Raw genomic sequence first — 19,264 nt, 5'->3', positions numbered from 1 at the left:
TTTATTCTCCTATTTTAAAAAAGTGTTGGTCTTTTAAATAATTTTCCCCAAGTGTTATATCATATTGAACTAACTTTAAGTCTTCTGCAATTTCTGCTTGCTGAGTATCTAGATTTACTTTATCAACACTAGCCTCTTTTAAAATTTTTGTTAAAAGTGCATAATATGGAGAAACTTTTGATTCTGTATGTTCAAATAACTCAGCAATAAAGTCACTTGAATTAACTAGAGGATAATTTAATTGTTTTGAATTATGATTACTCCAAATAAAATAATCTGTTTTGTATTTTTGGGTACTATCATTTTTAAATGTACTATCTGGATACAAACCTGGTAAATGATCACCATAGAAAACCACTGTTACATTTTTTTCAATCTTAGATAGATTATCTAAAAATTCTTTAGTACTAGAATCAGTGTAAGTTAAAAGTCTTGCATACTCCGTTATATTTTCATTTTCAATTGGTGAAAAATCTTCTCCTGTGGCAACAACCTCTGCAGGAGACCCTACCGACCAAGGCGCATGATTTTGCATAGTAATAACAGAAAAAAATTGACTCTTGTTATTATCTAAATGATATAAGATATTATCATAAACTGATTTATCTCCCATATTTATACCTATATTCTCAGTATTAATAAATGTTTTTTTGGAACCTGTTGAGAATATTTTATTATCAAACTTTAACTTTGTATAAATTGATTCTCTACTGTAGTTACTTGCTTCTGATGGATGTAATATAAATCGATTTTTACTTTTGAAATAGTCACTAATAGAAGGAAAAACCTTCATTTTAGGCACTACTTCTGTATATAAGGTAGACACCCCTGCTGAAAAATTATAATAAGGCAAACCTGTTAAGGTTTGAAACTCCATATTTGCTGTTCCCCCACCAAAGCCATCTGATTTCATTAAACCACTAGTAGTTGAATTTTTAATAGTTTCAATATTAGGTAAAACATTAACTGATAAGTTTATTCTTTCTAGTCTTCTTGGATCAGCTAAACTCTCACTCAAAATATATATTATTGTTTGATTATCAATGCTATTAATCCGTTCCTTGTTAATATTGTCGGCTTCTATTTTATATTTGTGAGCAATTTCATTTAGCTTTGCTTTAGTGTATTGATCTGGCTTTTCCATAATTCGTTTAGTTAATTGTTTTGTCCACACATACATCAAAGATTTATAACTTGCATTTGTATCAAAGCCCATCCATTCAATATCAATTGCATTATTTACTCTGGAAATAATAGGAACATATTCAACAACTTTCCCATTTTTCTCATTTTTAAAAATAGTAAAAATTTGTGTGAATAAAGCTAGTAGAATAAATAATAAAAAGAATTGATGCCCCTTATGCTGAATAATAGGTGTAACTTTAACATACCGTTTTATTAAAAAATAAAGTAGAATTGGTGTGATAATAGCTAAATAAATATAAAGTAAAATTCTATCATCAACAAATGAAACCACCATTTTTATTTCTCTAATCCATAAAAAATCTGTAATTAAGAGTGGTTCACTTCTCATTTTTTCTTTTATAATATTTGCTATAGAAATGGCAATTCCTATTGTTGAAATAAAAAGCGTAGAACCTAAATAACGGTTAGAGCCAATATAAATTACTAAAAATAATAGAAGTAAAATAAAAATTTGATAACTTGTTGCTCCTGGAAAAATATACTGCTCTAGTAAAGGAGTGTCTGTTTTTACTCCAAATTGAAGAGTATAGTTAAATATAATGGCAAAAATAAGACTAGAAATGAAGACTAGAGATAAGCTAGGTCTTAAATTTCTAGCATGACTAAATGCCTTTAAAAGTAATGAAATAACTAGAGCAATTAAAAGAGTTATAATGACAGTATTTGTGATAGTTAATCCTAGATATGATAAGAAAGTTTCAGGTTTAGTCAAATTTGGTAACTGATCACCAATAATCCAAAGAATATTTTTGGATTTAAAAAATATAACACTTACTAGGAGGCCTAGTAAGAAATTTTCATTTTTAAAATTCAAAAATAAATCTTCAATGTGTGAGTATATAGAGTATTTTTTTAAAATTAAATAGATTAAAAAATTTGATAAGACTAACAAAGATAAAAATTTAAAACTTTCTATTTGTAGCAGATCATTACTAAAAATATTTAGCATAAAAAAATCTTTATTGTTTAAATTTCTAGTTATTAAAATAAAATAATTGGTAAAAACAAAAACAAAATAAGCTAAAATAAACTTTATTAGAAACCTTTTTCCTATCTTGCTAATTAGATAAGTTGATATGCCAAATAGTGAAAATAAAGCAATTTTTGAGCTGAATGATAATAAATTTTTATATGGAAGAGCACATCTTGAAGTTTCAGCTGAAATTTGTCTATTTACAAAATAAAAATTCACATAAAATACAAGTAAGAATAATAAAATAGAAAATAAGAGATTCATCCAACTTATTTTTTTAAATTTATTTCTCATTTCAGAACTTTTTCGCCCGCCCTTCTAACAATATATTTAATTGCTCTAGCTGGTCCTATAATAATGTATTTTAAAGCTCCTTTTATTCCACCCATATAGGTAAAGTCAACATATGTATTCGGTTCTTTTCTGTCATTAAAGAGTTTATTATCTAGAAATGGAGTAAAGTCTATTGGGTTTTTAGATATTCTAAAATCAAAATGCTCATTCCATGCAATATATATTAGCAGGCGCTCAATAGCGTGTAAAATAGAATTTTGTGGTAATGGTTCTTTTGGTATATCTTTTTCTTCTAAAGCCAAATTAAATAAAGGTTTTAGAGCTTCATATTTAAACCAAACAAAAGTTCCATAACTCATGACAAAAGTATCGAATTCTGTAAAATCAATTGTCTTTGATAAATTCATTTGTTGCCATAATTCATTCATCTTTGGTGCAATAGTATGTTCATTTAGAGGGGTTACAATCCTATTAAATCTGAAGAAAGTTGGTATATCAGCAATTACAATTCCCACAGAATCATCTTCTAGTTGCTTAATAATGTCATTAGCCGGTTTAATTAACATGTCAATTAACTCATTTCGCCATGACTCACCAGCCCAAAAGTCTGCTTCTTTTGATTTTTTAGTATGAAAATGTCCAACATAATCATATTCAGATAAATAATTTCTTAATTTCAGCATTGGAATAATATCACGACCCCAATTTCCAGTTGTAACTATTGTAGCTGAAATTATATTTTTATTTAGAATTGTTTGAATTTCACTCTGTTTTTGAAGAGTATCCGTTGTTATAAAAAGGTCATAATTAAATGAGAAACTTGAAAACGAAGCCAAAAATTCTTCTAATAAGTCAACATAAAAAACATGTAAATGAACTGCAATCTTTTTTTTATTAGTACTTTTTATAACGCTATCTGGTAGTTGACTGATATATTTTTGAGATAAAAGATAAGGTAAGTCAGGTAAATCAATATCAGACATGTGGTTAACAATTAGATTAACAGGATAACTTGTTTGTTTTTTGATATATTCTAAGAGATAAGGTGCAATATGTTGATTAGCGCTAATTGTTTTAACCTTTATAAATGGTACTTTATGTTTAAGAATTGCTGTTGGATTATAATAAGAAAAATCAGGATGTAACATATTACTTGTATCTTCATTTATTGTATCGAAAATAACTTTATAATTAAAATTAGCTTCTCTTAAAGTTGTAGTAATCTGAGTTTCGTAGTTTTTTATTACATCTTGAACATTCTTGTACTCAACTACATTTTTCCAAAAATTTAAAAATACCTGTGAAGCTACAACATGCTTTTTAAAAGAAATAAAATAACTTTGAATATGTTCTTCGAATTCTTTTGTTTTTTGATTATTGGTTAGCCCCCAAAAATCAACTGCATCATCTCCCTCAAATTGTAAAAAATATTTTTTCAAATCCCAGAGAGGACCAAAGCAAGTATCATTCATAATAGTAACAGCATCATAATCTGAAAGTTTTTGAAAGCCAATATGAGCCATACCATCTCTCCAAGCTGCAAAATCGAATCCACTATTCTGACGCTGAATTAAGTCATCTACTAATTGTGACTGAAGTAAATATCTTCTATTATCTTCACTGACTTCACTATTTGAAATAAATAGGACTTTAGAAAATAATGGACGCATCTCACTCAATTGGTATAAAACCTGAGGACTTACTTTATCATATTTATTAAAATGCACATATAAAAGTAGGCGTTTCATTTTTTTCTCCTTAAAAAATCTATTATTTTAGTTGGGATAGTCCAGCGACGTGAATATATTACAGAATTATATTTAAGAACCATTTCATCCAACTGTTTCTGCATTTCTTCATTTTTACTAGAAAGTTTTTCTTTTTCTAATTTTAGTAAATCCAAATCATTTTGTGAAACTTCTAAATCTGTAATCTTCTGACTAAGAACATTAGGAAGAAAATCATTCTGATAGAGATTTTCAAGATTAGCTACTTTATAAGAAAGCTGAAAACTTTTTTTACCCATATAGGATATATTAAATTCTAATTGTGGATCAACATGATTGAAATAGTAGCTATCCTCAAAATTAAATCCAGTATTTCTAATCGGTAATATCTGGGTTCCATTTTCTACATTAATTAATTTAATACTATCATAATAACTAGGAACTTCTGACATGTCTATCCTCAACTTTGTCATAAAATCTGGTACTTCAAAATAAAGAACTTGAGAATCTTTCAAGGGAAAAACCAAAGTATTCTCCTCATTCCATACCTCATTAGAAGAACAATAGTAAATAGTGATAGAATCTTTATCGGCGGGTGAAAATATTTTTTGAGGATTATATGCACCGAGAAATGGTTTTAACCAAGTATGCTTTTGAGGACTAATAGTAGTATCATTTTCAATTACTTCTATTATAGAGTGATAGGCCTTTTCAATTGTATACTGTCTCATAACCTTATCTCTTTGGTTCATAGCCTTAGTTTTATATTCAGGGTAATAATTAATCAGTTTTGTAAGTTCTTGAGATAATTTTTCAGTATCTCCAGAAGGATATAGATGTCCAAACTGAAAATAGTCAGTTACTGATTGATACCCAAAGTTGTTAGCGGCAATAACAGGTATTCCTTTAATTAATGCTTCAACAAATACTAATCCAAATGTTTCCATTTTAGAATTTAAAACAAGTATATCCTTGTTACTTAAGAATTTCCATGGATCGCTTTGATGACCAATAAAACTCGCCTGACTAAGTTTATTTTCTTTAATATAATGATCACACTTTCTCTTGTAACTTTCATCCCAATCCCCAATAAAAAGTAATTCTGGCAATGGTTGAGATAAGGAACTATAAGCTCTTAAAAGTTCAAGTTGATTCTTATTATCATTTATTCTTCCAATAGAAACTATTCTACTTTTATTAATATTTTTTAACTGATCACCTCTGGTAATATCAGAAAATGGAATGAAAGAACTGATTTTTTGGGGATTTTCCAGATAAGGTTTAAGATACTCCGTTAAACTTCCTTGAACTGCAAATAACTTACTGGATAAACTTTCAATAAGTGGTATCAATTTTTGATAATAACTAAACTCTCCTAAAGGAAATTCATGGATTAACCAGTAATGTTCTACCTCTTCACAGGCTGCTGCAAGAGCTCCTTGAAAAACATTCACTGTACTAGAAATAACTAAATCAATAGAATGATCAACAATAATTTTTCTTATATCATAAATGTATTTTTGATAATAAAGTGCTCTTTCTTCTATCTTAGAATGCATATGTCCAGGGGCATCTTCCCACCACCATTTCTTAAATTCAATAGAAAAAAGACTAATATTATTACTTTCCATTTTTTGATAATAATTTCCTTTAGTTTGGTGACTATTTTTGGGAATTACATTATAAATGTCATAGCCTTTTTTTGAAAGTAAGACCATCAAATTAGTAATTGAAATTTCTGCTCCATTATCAAGCGTACCAGTAGGTGAAATAAAAAGTATTTTTTTCATTAAATGTTACCTGCTTATATTCCAGTCACTATTTCTTCTTAAAATGCCAGTATTAGCATCCCATTCTGACTTATTTGACATATCAACTTTTCTATCGAGTAATATTACAGGTATAGAATTGACAGGTAAGAAAGAAAGAGGATGCTTTTTATTATCTCTTACTGTCGCAGCTAATTTAATTTTAGCATGATTGAGATAGGATAAATCACACTTAAAAGTTATTTTTTTAAAACCTTTCCCTTTAATCAATAAATCCATAGAATTATCGTTATATAAGCCTAAATTCGTATCTATATCAATAAAAGATAAAGCAATATGTGTATCTATATCCTTAAGAACATCGTAAGAAAATTCAATAACAATCGTATCATCAGGACCTATCTGTGCATTACTTAGTAAACTTGCTGAAAAGTTGGTAATAATCGAATTTTCCTGAGATACTTCTACATCATCAAGACTATTTTGCTCTGCTTTTTCAGAAACAATAGCATTATCAAAGCTATACTGGTTAGCTACATCATCAGGTTCCCCATAAGCTTTTACAAGACCATCTTCAATTAAAACCGCACGGTTACAATACTTTTTCACAGCTCCCATATCATGAGTAACTAAGATAGTCGTTTTACCACTTTCTTTTCGCTCCATAAAGTAATCATTACATTTACGTTGAAAGGCTTCATCACCTACTGCTAGTACTTCGTCAAGGATGAGCACATCTCCTTGAGCCTTAATAGCTACAGAAAATGCCAAACGCACCTGCATCCCACTTGAATAGTTTTTCAATTTTTGGTTCATAAAATCATGTAATTCTGCAAAATCTACAATATCATCATACATCTTATCAACTTCTTCTTTAGTGAATCCTAGCATAGCCCCATTCATATAGACATTTTCACGTCCAGTTAATTCTGGGTTAAAACCTACCCCAAGCTCAATAAATGATACCATTTTACCTTCTACAGTAACTTGTCCTTTTTCAGGGACATAAATCTGAGAAATAATTTTTAATAGAGTAGACTTACCAGAGCCATTTCTTCCAACGATTCCAAAGAAATCACCCTGATAGACATCAAAATTAATATCTTTTAAAACATTTTGCTCTATATACCCTTTTATTCCTCTAAAACGATTTACTAAAGTTGTTCGAAAACTTTTTGTTGCTTCAGTAGGAAGTTTGAAGGTTTTATTTACATGTTCAACTTTTACTGCTATTTCTTTAGTAGTCATCAAATAATCTCCGCAAATTTTTTCGAATTCTTATTAAAAACGCTTATTCCAATACCTAAAATAATAAAAGGGATAAGGTAAGGAATGATAATATAGAACCAGTTATGTGACAGTTGCCAAATTGTAACATTTGCTCTATCAATTAATAGGTATCTAAAATCTTGAATTATCTGAGCAAGTGGATTTAACATTAAAATTTTAGCAGCTAAGGGATGCGATTCTGACACAAAAGTAATTGGATAAATAATTGGTGTAGCATACATTCCTGCTTGCATTAAAACTTCCCATACCTGCGCTAAATCTCTGTAATATACAAATAAAGTGGCTAAGAGTAAGGCAACTCCAATAGCTAAAACAAAAAGTTCAATAAATAATAAGATAGCAAAATAAGCATATTGAGATATAGTGACACCGTTTATTATAGAAAAAATCAAAACTACAACTAGGTTTATTAAAAAGTTAATAAGTGCTCCTAGTACAGCTGAAAATACGATTGTATGTTTTGAGAAATTTAATTTTCTTAATAAGTCTCCACGTGTAACTACAGAAACCATTCCCATGCCTGTTGCCTCTGAGAAAAATGACCAGATAACATTAGCTAGTAAAAGAGCAACAGGAAAGTGAGGGATATTGCCTCCTAAACGTAAGAATCTTATAAATACAAGATACATAATGGTAAACATCATTAGTGGCTTTAAAATAGACCATAAATAGCCTATTGCACTTCCTTGATATCTTAATTTAAAATCTGTTTTTACCAATTCTTTCAAAAGAATACGATTCTTTTTACTAAATAATTCCATTTTTCTACTTTCTCCTATAACCAAATTTGGTGATTATTAGTGTTCTAAAGACCAAGGTGTGAAAGGGACGGTTCTTACGGAAATCGTATGATTTCAAGCTCTTTAGGCGTTGAATTAGAGGCTTATCTAAAAGCTCAACATAGGCTTGAACCATTTCTTGGTCACCTGATTGCAAGGGTAAGTTGAGTAACTTCCTAGCCTGTTTTTGGCTTGAAGTAATTAGCCACCAATACTTAGCTACTAGTTGATGAGGTTTTAGCCAAGTTCTCATGCGTTTGGACCAGGTTCTAGCACCAAGTACATTACTTTCATGTTGGCGATACAATTCTGTTGGAATATCTAAATAGACCAAATGTCCCATAGCCGCAGCTAATAAAGCCAGAAACCAGTCATGCATTAATAAGTGATCATACTCTGTCCACAAGCTAGCCAGGGCGTGATTAATAAGGGTTGTGCCACCTGTAACAGTGTTTTCTGTTAATTCTTCTACAAGCTTAGTATTAGCATGGTCTGATTGCGTCTTAATCATACTTTCATGAATAACTTGCAAATTCTGATTCACAACCTTCAAGTCTGTATACACAAGTAATGGTAGCTTATCTTGGTATTTTTCAGCTTCAGCCAAAGTTACCTCTAATTTATTTGGCAACCAGATATCATCTTGATCACTAAAAAAATAAAAATCAGCCTGGTCATATTTTAATAAGGTATAAAAGTTTTTAATAACCCCAAAGTTTTCACAACTATTTCTATTAATCAAGCGAATCCTAGAATCGGTATTTTCGAAATCTTCAATAATTTCTAATGTTCTATCTGAAGAACCGTCATCTCTAATCAACAATTCCCAGTTTTTTATGGTTTGTTTTTGAATACTCTTTATCTGCTCAGCTAAATATTTTTCTCCATTATAGGTAGACATTAATATGTTAATTTTCATTCAAAAATAAGGCCTCGTACTCTCTTACAATCTTTTGCCAGGTGTAATCTTCTTGAATAATTGTTTTTGCATTTTTTCCTAATTCATCAGCCTTGTAACCTTCTTCTACACTTGAAATAAGCTGTGAAAGGGCACCTTTTTCTTTGCTCCAATATAGCGCAGCATTTCTGGCTACAGATTGGTTAAAAGCTACTTTAAATACTAAGTTAAGATCTGTATAGGCCAGTGCCTCTAAAAGTCCTGGGTTTGTCCCACCTACTTCATGGCCATGAATATAAGCAAAGGCATTTTCTCGGATATAAGTTAGCAGGTCTTTATCATACTGGGTTCCAATGAATTTGACGCGGGGATCTTTTTCAAAGCCAGTTTCTTCTTTTAGCTTCTCAAAATAAGCATTCCCTTGGTGGTTACAAATAATAATGAGGTCCCGTTTTGTTTTAGAAAGCATAAACTCTTTTATAATAGTGTCATAATTATTTTCGGGAACAAATCTGCCAATAACTAAATAATAGTCTTTTTCTTTAAAACCATATTGATTATAATAATTTCTGACTTTATCATTTTCAGATGACAAAGAAGAGGGTGCTGTTTCTGTACCATAGGCAATAAATCGGGTTTTTGCCCAAGGATATTCTTGCTGAATATAAGATTCAATTCCTAAATTATCAGAAATAACCAAATCTGCATATTTCGTCATCTGCTTTTCTGCATATTTAAGGTAAGTTTGAACAGGTTTTGACCACTTACTACGCTTCCATTCTAGGCCATCTGGATTAATATAAAATTTTCCCTGTCTTGCCCTTATCTTTTTGGCAAAAGGGCTTATAAATGCTCCGATAGTATTACCCAACATGTAAATAATTGGTTTTTTTATATGGTGGCTATCAATATAAGTTAGAACGTATTTTATGGCCATCATATCATAGGCAATCACTCTAGCTGAGCCTATTTTAGGGGGATTAATATAAAAACAGTCAACACCTTTATAGAAAAAGTGCTCTTTATGTTGGTCTTCACTTAAACAGGCAACATGATATTGGATTTCTTTCTCATCTTGATGAGAAACCAACTCCTCAACAAAGGTTTCAAAACCTCCATATTTAGCCGGTAAACCACGACTACCAAGTATAAAAACGTCTTGCATTCCAAAATGCCCCATTCTAAAATATAATCACTGATTATTATAGCATAATTACAGTCTCAATGCGACTTTAAACCAATCAAAAAGAGCTAAAGGCTTGCCTTATAACTCTTTTTTATCTTTATTTTTTGACTTCTTGTTGGTAAAAATTATGCAAAGCTTCTTGCCAAGTTGGAATGATAAAACCAGTAGCTTTTGCCTTGTCTAGATTCATTGTAGAATTGAGAGGGCGTTTTGCTTTAGCAGGAAATGCCGATGAGTCAACAGGAACTACCTGAACATCTGTGTCTTTTAAAATTTCCTTTGCAAAGTCATACCAAGTGGTGTCTTCTTTAGCATCATTAGAAAGATGATAGTAACCATATGCCTTTTTATTTTCTGCCAAATAAGTCATAAACTCAGCTAAGGTTCTTGTCCAGGTTGGCCTGCCATGTTGATCATTAACTACTGTTAATTTAGGATGGCTTTTAGCTAAATGTTGCATGGTAAATACAAAGTTTTTGCCATAATTTCCAAAAACCCAAGCTGTTCTAATGATATAGAAATGTTCAAGATATTTTTCAACAGCTTCTTCACCCACACGCTTAGTACGTCCATATTCTGTTTTGGGATCTGGTGTATCTGTTTCAAGCCATTCTTGTCCAAGTGGTTTTTCACCATCAAACACATAGTCTGTTGAAATATAGACTAAAGTAGCATTATACTTGTGACAGGCCTTGGCGATGTTCTCTGTTCCATCAACATTTATAGCTTGATTTAAGGCTTTGCCTTCATCTTCTGCTGCATCAACTGCTGTATAGGCAGCACAATGATAAACTAAGGTTGGCTTTACTTGTTCAAAGACATGTTCAACCTTTTCAAGATCAGTAATATCCATTTCCGCAACATCAACAGCTACATATTCTTCGTTGCGCTCATCTAGTAAATAACGTAACTCTGTTCCGAGTTGTCCATTACTTCCTGTAATTAAAATCATCTGTTTTCTCCTTTAGAGACCTTATTAGTGTGTCTTATCTGTAGTATCAGATATTATTACTTATTTATTCTACACCAAAAAAAGGATTATTTCATCCTTTTGCTTCTTTATCTTATTCCTAAAGCAATCCGAGCATAGCGACTCATTTTTTCAACCGACCATGCTGGATACCATACTAGCTTAACTTCTGCTTTAGTTACTTCTGGAACATCTCTTAGGGCATCATAAATTTGATCAGTCAATAAATCTGCTAATGGACACCCCATAGTTGTTAAAGTCATATCAATCTCAGTGTAACCATTTTTTTCAAATCTGATTTCATAAATAAGCCCAAGATTGACAATATCAATTCCTAATTCAGGATCAATTACCATTTCTAACGCTTCTAAAATCCTATCTTTTATCTTGGCTATTTCTTCTGGGGAGTAATTTTTAGTTTCTGACATTAAGATTCCTTTCATAATAAGTAACAAATAAACATCCTTCTAATGCTGGTTCTATCACTTATTTAGACTAAAAAGTTTTATTAGCTCGGTCATTATTTTTAGCTCGCCGTTAAAAAGGTCCACTGTTTTGGGGCTCGGTCATTATTTTTAGCTCGCCGTTAAAAAGGTCCACTGTTTTGGGGCTCGGTCATTATTTTTAGCTCGCCGTTAAAAAGGTCCACTGGACCTTTTTAATCCTCTATAAAGTCTCTTAATTGCTTACTTCTGCTTGGATGGCGGAGTTTACGGAGTGCTTTTGCTTCTATTTGGCGAATACGTTCACGGGTAACATTAAACACTTTACCTACATCTTCTAAGGTACGCATTTTACCATCATCAAGTCCAAAGCGAAGTCGTAGAACATTTTCTTCGCGATCAGTGAGTGTGTCAAGGACTTCATCTAACTGTTCACGTAAAACGACGCGAGTTGTATAGTCAACTGGATTTTCAATAACCTCATCTTCAATAAAGTCGCCTAGATGACTATCATCTTCTTCACCAATAGGAGTTTCCAAAGAAACAGGCTCTTGTGCAATTTTCAGAATTTCTCTAACTTTCTCTGGGGTCATCTCCATTTTCTCTGCAATTTGTTCAGGTGTTGGATCTTGACCTAATTCTTGTAAAAGATTTCTTTGTTCACGAACTAATTTATTGATGGTTTCAACCATATGTACTGGGATACGAATGGTACGAGCTTGGTCAGCAATCGCACGGGTAATAGCTTGCCTAATCCACCAAGTCGCATAAGTTGAAAATTTAAATCCTTTTGAGTAATCAAATTTGTCAACCGCCTTCATCAAGCCCATATTCCCCTCTTGAATTAAATCAAGAAATTGCATACCGCGACCAACATAGCGTTTTGCAATAGATACGACTAAACGTAAATTAGCTTCAGCTAACCTTTGCTTAGCACCAACATCTCCTTCTGCCACTGCAATTGCTAATGCCTTTTCTTCCTCACTGGTAAGTAGAGGAACGACACCGATTTCCTTAAGATACATACGTACAGGATCATTAACTTTTGCTGAGTTACTACCAATGAGTTGTTCATCTGTTAATTCTTCGGGTTTTGGTTCTTCAACAATGTATTTAGTAGAAGGATTTCCTTCTTTATCTGTAATAGAAATGCCACCATCTGTAAGGCGTTCTAATAAATCATCAATTCTGTCCGCATCTAGTTCAAAAGGAATAACAAGTTTTTCTGTTACCTCATCGTCAATTGCTGTACCTGCTTTTTTATGATTTCGTATAAATTCTGCGACTTGTACATTAAAAGTTGTTATTTCAGTATCTTTTGCCATATTTTCCTCTATTCCATTTTCCTTTTTTGTGCAATTAGATTTTCTAAAACCTCTAAAGCTAGTTGATGATCGCCATTATTACTAGATTCTCTCACTTGCTTTCCTTGTTTATGGATATCTCTTTCATCAAGTAGCTTTTGTCGTTTTGTAAGAATATCTTCAATTTCTTCACTTGCAATAGCATCTGGTAAGTTTTCCTCTAACACTCTATAATAGGCCTGACTAACTTCTGCAGGCAGTTGAGATAACTCATATGAAGTCAGTTCTCCCTTTTCTTTAAGTATTCTATATATTTCTTGTAAGGGTGGGCTAGTAAAGTAAAAGTCTTCTTTATTTCGAAACTCATTTAATAAATAATCATGATGTATTAGACGGTGTAGAAGATGACTTTCTGCTTTTACTAAGGCAGTTAAACCTTTAGTTACTGGCAAAGATACCAAGTTTGTCTCAGGCTTTGGTAAGTCATTTTGTCTTCTTTGCCGATCTTTAAGTCGATAACTATTAACCGTTTGTTCAACTTGTAAATAATCAAAATCTGGCAATAAGTCCGCAACCCTGTTAATATAAGAATTTTGTGCTGTAATCGATGGTGACTGAGCAATAATCTGTCCGATTTGCTCAACATAAGCAATCTGAGATTGCAAATTATCCATGTTTTCTGGTTTAAGGTAACCAATCAAGAATTCTATACTACTAATCCGAGAGTGTTCTAAAAGCTCTGCAAGGGCCTGTGGAGAATTTTTCTGAATAAACTCATCTGGATCCATCTTGTTTGGTATCTTAACAATATCAACAGTGAAATCTTCCAAGAGATCCAAACTTTTAGCAATGGCATTTTGACCAGCATCATCCCCATCATAAGTTAAAATAATTTTTTTGGTAAAAGATTTGAGATGATTAACATGTTCATTTGTTAAAGCAGTTCCCATAGAAGCTATAACATTTTCATAGCCTGCCTTATAAGCCGCAATAACATCCATAAAGCCTTCCATGAGAAAAACCTCATGTTTTTTTGCGATAACAGGCCTTGCCTTATCCAAATGGTAAAACTCATAGGATTTATTAAAAAGTACAGTAGAGCGTGAATTTTTATATTTAGCGACTTGTTTTTGCTGATCCTCTGGACCCCAAATACGACCAGAAAAAGCGATAATATGCCCTCTTTCATCAGTTAGAGGGAAGATAATCCGATTACGAAAAGCATCATATACAGTATTTGAATTTTCAGATAGGTTAAATAATCCTGATGCTGTTAACTTTTCTTCATCATATTTTTTAGATAAGGTCTGGTGGAGGTAGTCTTTCTCATCAGGAGCCAAACCAAGCCCAAAATGTTGAATCAACTCATCATCTAGGCCCCTTTGATACAAATATTCTCTAGCTTTTTGTCCAGACTTAGTTGTCATCAAAACAGCTTGATAAAATTTTTGAGCATCTTCATGGATAGCTATTAAGGTCTGCTGCTGACTTTGATAAGGAGTCTTGTTTGTAGATGGCGAAGGAGAGACATTTACAGAAATATTACTTTTTTCTGCTAAAATTCGAACACTTTCTAAAAAGGGTACCTGCCTGTATTCTTCTACAAATTTAAAAACATCACCAGATCGACCACATCCAAAACAATGAAAGAACTGCTTATCTTCAATAACATTAAAAGAAGGAGTTTTTTCTTTGTGGAAGGGACACAGTCCTAGATAATGCTTTCCAGATCGGGATAAATTAACAACTTCTCCTATCACATCAACAATATTTATGCTATTTTTTATTTGGGAAATTGTCTCTTTGTCTACTGCCAAAATGTCACCTCCCCATAAAACACCCAGTATAATTTTTATATTTCATTATATCATTTGAGATAAACTTTGTAAATTTTAAATAACTGGTTTAAAAATTATCTATTTCTTTTAATTTATGATATTATTAAGAAAAATTAAAAAGGAGATTTATTATGATTAAAGAATTAAAAGCGTTTTTGTTTAAGGGTAACGTTTTAGACCTTGCTGTAGCGGTAGTTATTGGGGCTGCTTTTAAAGCAATTATTGACTCTTTAGTAGCTGATGTCATCACACCACTTATTTTAAACCCAGTCTTAAAAGCAGCAGGTGTTTCAAATATTGCCAAATTATCATGGAATGGTGTCCAATATGGTAGCTTCTTAAGCGCTGTTATCAATTTCTTAATTGTCGGTATCACTTTATTCTTCGTAGTTAAGGCTGCTAATAAAGCAATGACCTTTAGAAAAGCTAAGGAAGAAGAAGTTGTTTCAGGTCCTACCCAAGAAGAGTTACTTGTACAAATTCGTGACTTATTAGCTTCTAAATAATGTAAAAATCCAAAAAAATTAAGAATGAGATAGTTTTCTACTCATTCTTTTTTCTTACAAAAAATGCTAGTTTCCCTACAATTCCCACAAAGCAATTCCCACAAGAAGTGTTTAAAAGCAGCCTCCAAGGAGACTGCTTTTCTTATTCTGAAATTAGAATTTCTTACGTTTACGAGCTGCTTCTGATTTGCGTTTACGTTTAACAGAAGGTTTTTCGTAGAATTCGCGTTTACGAGATTCTTGAAGAGTTCCAGCTTTAGTAACAGAACGTTTAAAACGACGAAGTGCATCGTCAAGTGACTCATTTTTACGTACTACTGTTTTTGACATGTGTTTCACCTCCTCAAGATATTGTAACATTTTCACGTTCCACACTATACTACATAACTTTTTGAAAAATGTCAATAATTTTTCTTTCCTAAAAGCTAGATCTTGATAAGCTCTACTTCTTCTCCACCCATAAGCACCAGATATTTGTCAACTATTGGCTTGTTATAGGCTTGTTTTAAGGCTTCAGCATAGAGTTCTAATTGTTTTTCATATCTCATCTTAAGTTCTGATGCTTGTCTATAGTTATCCGTTTTGTAATCAAATAAAACGATTCTATCGTCAAAAAGTAGAAAACCATCAATAATACCTCGAATCACAAATTTTTCATGGCTTGCTTTGTCTTCTTTTAAAATAGCAAAGGGAGCTTCTCGGTGAAGTTTATCCCTATTTTGTTGAATAAGCTGACCAAGGCTTGTCTTTTCAAAAAAAGCTAAAATCTTACTTTTATCTAGATAGTCCTTAATATTTTTATCAGCAGTTACTCGTTTTAGGGCCTCTTCTATATCTTCTAAGGAAACTTTTTCTGATATTGGAATTCTTTGCATCAATTCATGCAAACTGGATCCGATTTGACTTGCTTTAACCTTTTTTTCTTTAGAAAAATCAGGTAGGCTAAAAGCTTGGGGTTTCGCAGCAGCTTTTTCAATAATATCTACACCTTCAAGGTCCATAAAAGGTTCATAGATTTTCTTTAATTGACTTGGTGTTCTAACAGTAGGTAAGTTGATAGCCGCCTCATAAGTCTGATTAATTTTTGCTACCTTTTCTAGCATATCTAAGGCATGACTAATTGAATCTGATTGCCGATTGTTTGCTATATCAGAAGTGTCTAATTTAGCCTTAGCCTGAATATAACCAATTTCTTCATTAGTAAGTTCTGAATCATCTCTATAGTGGATTGTAAAGTTAAGATTTTCCTGATTAAAATTTTCATAAATAGCTAATATCCAGTCTTGAAAACTCTGTAAACTTAGCCTTTGCTCTAGTGATAACCGGTTTCCTCGATTTTGAGCATCATACTTATCAGACTGTTTGTCAGGATTGCCCTTGCCAATCAGATAAATCTTCTTTTCAGCTCTGGTCATAGCAACATAAAAAAGTCTCATTTGCTCTGAAAGGGTAGCCCTTTTAAGTTCATTTTTGTTTAATTGGTAAGAAAGGGTTTCTAAATACAGTTTAAGGCTTGCAAACTGATTGGTATCTAGTTCCTTTTTTAAGTCAGCAAGGTATTTAATACCGATACCATTAGTTCGACTTAGAATAACCTGGGCATGCAAGTCCTCCATACTAAACTTTTTATCGCAATTTAAAATAAAAACATATTTAAATTCTAGTCCCTTGGACTTATGAATTGTCATTAAATTAACAGCTTCTTTGGGCTTAGCTATATCAACATCAGCAAGGTCATTGTCTGTATCTAAAATCTTATCAATCATAGCAACAAAGCGTGACAGGCCTTTAAAACCAGATTTCTCAAACTGCCTTGCCCTTAAAGCTAAGGCATAAAGGTTAGCCTGTGCCTGTTCTGCCTTTGGTAAGGTGCCCACATAATCAAAATAAAAGCGTTCATTAAAAATTTTCCAAATCAAGTCGTAAAGAGAATGGATTTTAGCATAGTCTCGCCAAGCCTTAAAAACGGTCATAAAGACTTGGATTTCTTGTTTTAAGTCTGCTGTAATCAGGTAGGCATAGGAACTTTCTTCTGATAAAGAAGCAAGCATTTTTTCATAAAATGATAAGCTTTTTTGATCTTGAGATTCTTGTAAGGCAATTCTCGCTAATTGATCCTCATCAAAAGAAAACATAGGTGATTTCAAAAGTGCTACCAGGGCATAGTCATTAAGAGGATTATCAATACTTCGTAGAGTATCTAGCATGACCAATACTTCAACCGATTTTAAGTAATTCTCTCGCCCTCCATCAGCTACTAGAGGAATACCATATTGACTAAATGTGTGAAAAATACTGTCATTTCGGCTGCGCGATGACACTAAAAGAGTAATGTCTGAAAAGGAAACCTTTTCTTCATTGTAAAGCCTGATAATTTCTTTAGCCACAATTTTAACTTCACCTGGCCAGATATCACTTGAACTATTAGGAATTTCTTGTTCACTCTCTACTTCTTTATCATCAGCTGTAGCACCAGTATCATAAAGTAAGACCTGACATTTATTTTCAGGATGAGGAAGTTTCTGCTCTTGACTACCAGCTAATAGGTGATGATTGGTATTATAGACCAAATCTCCTACTTCTTCATCCATCAAATGGCTAAAAACAGCATTTGTAGCATCTATAACTTCTGATTGACTTCTGAAATTCTCCTTTAAAAGAATCAATTTGCCATGGTCTGGATTTTCTTGATAATCCTTAAATTTTGCATTAAAAATACCTGGATCTGCCTGTCGAAAGCGATAGATAGACTGCTTAATATCTCCTACCATAAATCTATTATGCCCATTTGACAATAATTCTAAAAGACATTCCTGAGTATGGTTATTATCCTGATACTCATCCACCATTACTTCATGGTATTTTTTCTGATAGGCTTTTTGAATAGCAGGATTTTCTCTCAAAATAGTTATAGCAAAGTGTCCAATATCAGAGAATTCAAAGGCATTTTCTTCAATCTTAAGGGCCAAGTATGTATCAGAGAAATCCAAAAGAAAGTCCTGTAATAATTCTAACAAGGGAATTGCTTCTCCTTGATAGTTAAAAACTGTATCAAGATGTCGTAAAACTGTGATTTTCTCTTGCAAATCCTTATAAATAGGATATTTTTTGCCAGCAACTGTAACCTGATTCCCACTAGGTAAAAGAAGGGAAATCTCCTGGGCTAGCTGGGTGATTTTCTCCTTGCCATAATAGTGCTCAAAATGATTAGACCAGTCATTTAACTTCTCAATAATAACCAAGTGTTTACTGTATTTGGCAGTTGGCTTACCTGCCTTGGTCAGTTGACCATAATCTTCTAACTCAGTTAAACCCCTTAACTTATCTGCTGTTTCTTGCATAGATAAAAGAAGCTGCTTGATATAGTCTTGAGGAAGATCTGCAAAGCTTTTATATTGCTTGGCTCCCTTTAAGAAGTTGTCTTGTAACCATTGTTTGGGATTTTCAGTAGCCTGGCTAAAATAATATATTTTATAAACCAGATCACGAAAAGCACGTGAATCCTTGCGGTTGCCAGAAAAATTCTTGACAAGTGCTATAAATTTTTCTGTTTGTTCTGACTCCATATAATCTGTAAAAAGTTTTTGATAAACCTCATTTTTCAGAATATCCTGCTCTGATTTATCTTGTAAGATTCTGAATTTAGGAGAAATACCTATGGTATAGCCATAATCGTTGAGCAATTTTTGGGTAAAGGAATCCATGGTTCCAATATCAGCTTGTGAAAGCTCTTGTATTTCTCTACTCAAGTAAGCTTTTAAGTCATTATCTTTAGCTTCTTTAAGCTCTTGGATGAGTTTTTTTTCGATTCTCTCTTTTAATTCATTAGCTGCTTTTACCGTAAAAGTAGAGATAAACATTTGTTTTAGGGAAATGCCTCGCAGAATTTTATCAACAATCCGTTCAACCATGACAAAGGTTTTACCAGATCCTGCAGAGGCTGATACGAGAACATTGTGACCATTTGTATAAATAGCTTCAATTTGTTCAGCAGTTCTTTTTTGTAAGCTATCAGATACTTTTTCTGAGACTTGTTTCTCATGAATTTCAGCGTCACTCAAAAATTTAGGAAACTGCATCT

At 32.3% G+C, this 19,264-nt stretch carries 14 protein-coding genes; 1 reads left to right on the top strand and 13 read right to left on the bottom strand.

The genetic code is table 11. The annotated features are described in order from the left end of the window. Nucleotide 1: 1 nt before the first annotated feature. The 11 genes from A3GU_RS0101765 to dnaG form a co-directional block, all read right to left on the bottom strand. Nucleotides 2-2,473, bottom strand: coding sequence for an LTA synthase family protein (locus A3GU_RS0101765; protein ID WP_018365820.1), 2,472 nt, complete (start codon nucleotides 2,471-2,473; stop codon nucleotides 2-4). Then, the gene (locus A3GU_RS0101760) at nucleotides 2,470-4,221 is read right to left on the bottom strand and encodes a rhamnan synthesis F family protein (RefSeq protein WP_018365819.1); all 1,752 of its coding nucleotides are present in this window, start codon (nucleotides 4,219-4,221) and stop codon (nucleotides 2,470-2,472) included. Before A3GU_RS0101760 ends, A3GU_RS0101765 begins: the two co-directional genes overlap by 4 nt. Beyond that, complete coding sequence (locus A3GU_RS0101755; RefSeq protein ID WP_018365818.1) at nucleotides 4,218-5,990, bottom strand: glycosyltransferase; 1,773 nt, start codon at nucleotides 5,988-5,990, stop codon at nucleotides 4,218-4,220. The genes A3GU_RS0101760 and A3GU_RS0101755 overlap by 4 nt, the downstream gene beginning before the upstream one ends. A gap of 6 nt (nucleotides 5,991-5,996) precedes the next feature. After that, nucleotides 5,997-7,217 carry an ABC transporter ATP-binding protein gene (locus A3GU_RS0101750; protein ID WP_018365817.1) on the bottom strand — a complete coding sequence of 407 codons (1,221 nt, stop codon included), beginning with the start codon at nucleotides 7,215-7,217 and terminating at the stop codon, nucleotides 5,997-5,999. Next, entirely contained in the window at nucleotides 7,217-8,020 is an 804-nt protein-coding gene (locus A3GU_RS0101745) for an ABC transporter permease (RefSeq protein ID WP_018365816.1), read from the bottom strand. Before A3GU_RS0101745 ends, A3GU_RS0101750 begins: the two co-directional genes overlap by 1 nt. Before the next feature lie 4 nt (nucleotides 8,021-8,024). Further along, the gene (locus A3GU_RS0101740; RefSeq protein ID WP_018365815.1) at nucleotides 8,025-8,957 is read right to left on the bottom strand and encodes a glycosyltransferase family 2 protein; all 933 of its coding nucleotides are present in this window, start codon (nucleotides 8,955-8,957) and stop codon (nucleotides 8,025-8,027) included. After that, nucleotides 8,947-10,101: a beta 1-4 rhamnosyltransferase Cps2T gene (gene cps2T / locus A3GU_RS0101735; RefSeq protein ID WP_018365814.1), complete on the bottom strand. Its 1,155-nt coding sequence runs from the start codon at nucleotides 10,099-10,101 to the stop codon at nucleotides 8,947-8,949. Before cps2T ends, A3GU_RS0101740 begins: the two co-directional genes overlap by 11 nt. A 118-nt stretch (nucleotides 10,102-10,219) precedes the next feature. Further along, nucleotides 10,220-11,074 (bottom strand): dTDP-4-dehydrorhamnose reductase, encoded by an 855-nt coding sequence (gene rfbD, locus A3GU_RS0101730; RefSeq protein WP_018365813.1) that lies wholly within the window; start codon nucleotides 11,072-11,074, stop codon nucleotides 10,220-10,222. 107 nt (nucleotides 11,075-11,181) lie between these two features. Further along, the gene (locus A3GU_RS0101725) at nucleotides 11,182-11,520 is read right to left on the bottom strand and encodes a metal-sulfur cluster assembly factor (RefSeq protein ID WP_018365812.1); all 339 of its coding nucleotides are present in this window, start codon (nucleotides 11,518-11,520) and stop codon (nucleotides 11,182-11,184) included. A 230-nt stretch (nucleotides 11,521-11,750) separates the two neighbouring features. Beyond that, nucleotides 11,751-12,860: an RNA polymerase sigma factor RpoD gene (gene rpoD / locus A3GU_RS0101720; protein WP_018365811.1), complete on the bottom strand. Its 1,110-nt coding sequence runs from the start codon at nucleotides 12,858-12,860 to the stop codon at nucleotides 11,751-11,753. 8 nt (nucleotides 12,861-12,868) lie between these two features. Then, on the bottom strand, nucleotides 12,869-14,683 hold the full coding sequence (gene dnaG / locus A3GU_RS0101715; protein ID WP_026216409.1) for a DNA primase: 1,815 nt from the start codon (nucleotides 14,681-14,683) through the stop codon (nucleotides 12,869-12,871). Between the two features lie 125 nt (nucleotides 14,684-14,808). On the opposite strand from dnaG, the gene mscL reads away from it, so the two are divergent. Beyond that, nucleotides 14,809-15,183 carry a large conductance mechanosensitive channel protein MscL gene (gene mscL / locus A3GU_RS0101710; RefSeq protein WP_018365809.1) on the top strand — a complete coding sequence of 125 codons (375 nt, stop codon included), beginning with the start codon at nucleotides 14,809-14,811 and terminating at the stop codon, nucleotides 15,181-15,183. Between the two features lie 153 nt (nucleotides 15,184-15,336). Here mscL and rpsU read toward each other — a convergent pair whose 3' ends face one another. Together rpsU and addA are read right to left on the bottom strand one after the other, a co-directional pair. Continuing rightward, complete coding sequence (gene rpsU, locus A3GU_RS0101705; RefSeq protein WP_000048058.1) at nucleotides 15,337-15,513, bottom strand: 30S ribosomal protein S21; 177 nt, start codon at nucleotides 15,511-15,513, stop codon at nucleotides 15,337-15,339. Nucleotides 15,514-15,608: 95 nt separating this feature from the next. Next, complete coding sequence (gene addA, locus A3GU_RS0101700) at nucleotides 15,609-19,262, bottom strand: helicase-exonuclease AddAB subunit AddA (RefSeq protein WP_018365808.1); 3,654 nt, start codon at nucleotides 19,260-19,262, stop codon at nucleotides 15,609-15,611. Nucleotides 19,263-19,264: the final 2 nt, after the last annotated feature.

The organism is Streptococcus didelphis DSM 15616, assembly GCF_000380005.1.
Taxonomy (GTDB): Bacteria; Bacillota; Bacilli; order Lactobacillales; family Streptococcaceae; genus Streptococcus; species Streptococcus didelphis.
Note: the sequence above shows the minus strand (reverse complement) of the source record. Positions and strands in the feature narration are given on the sequence as shown.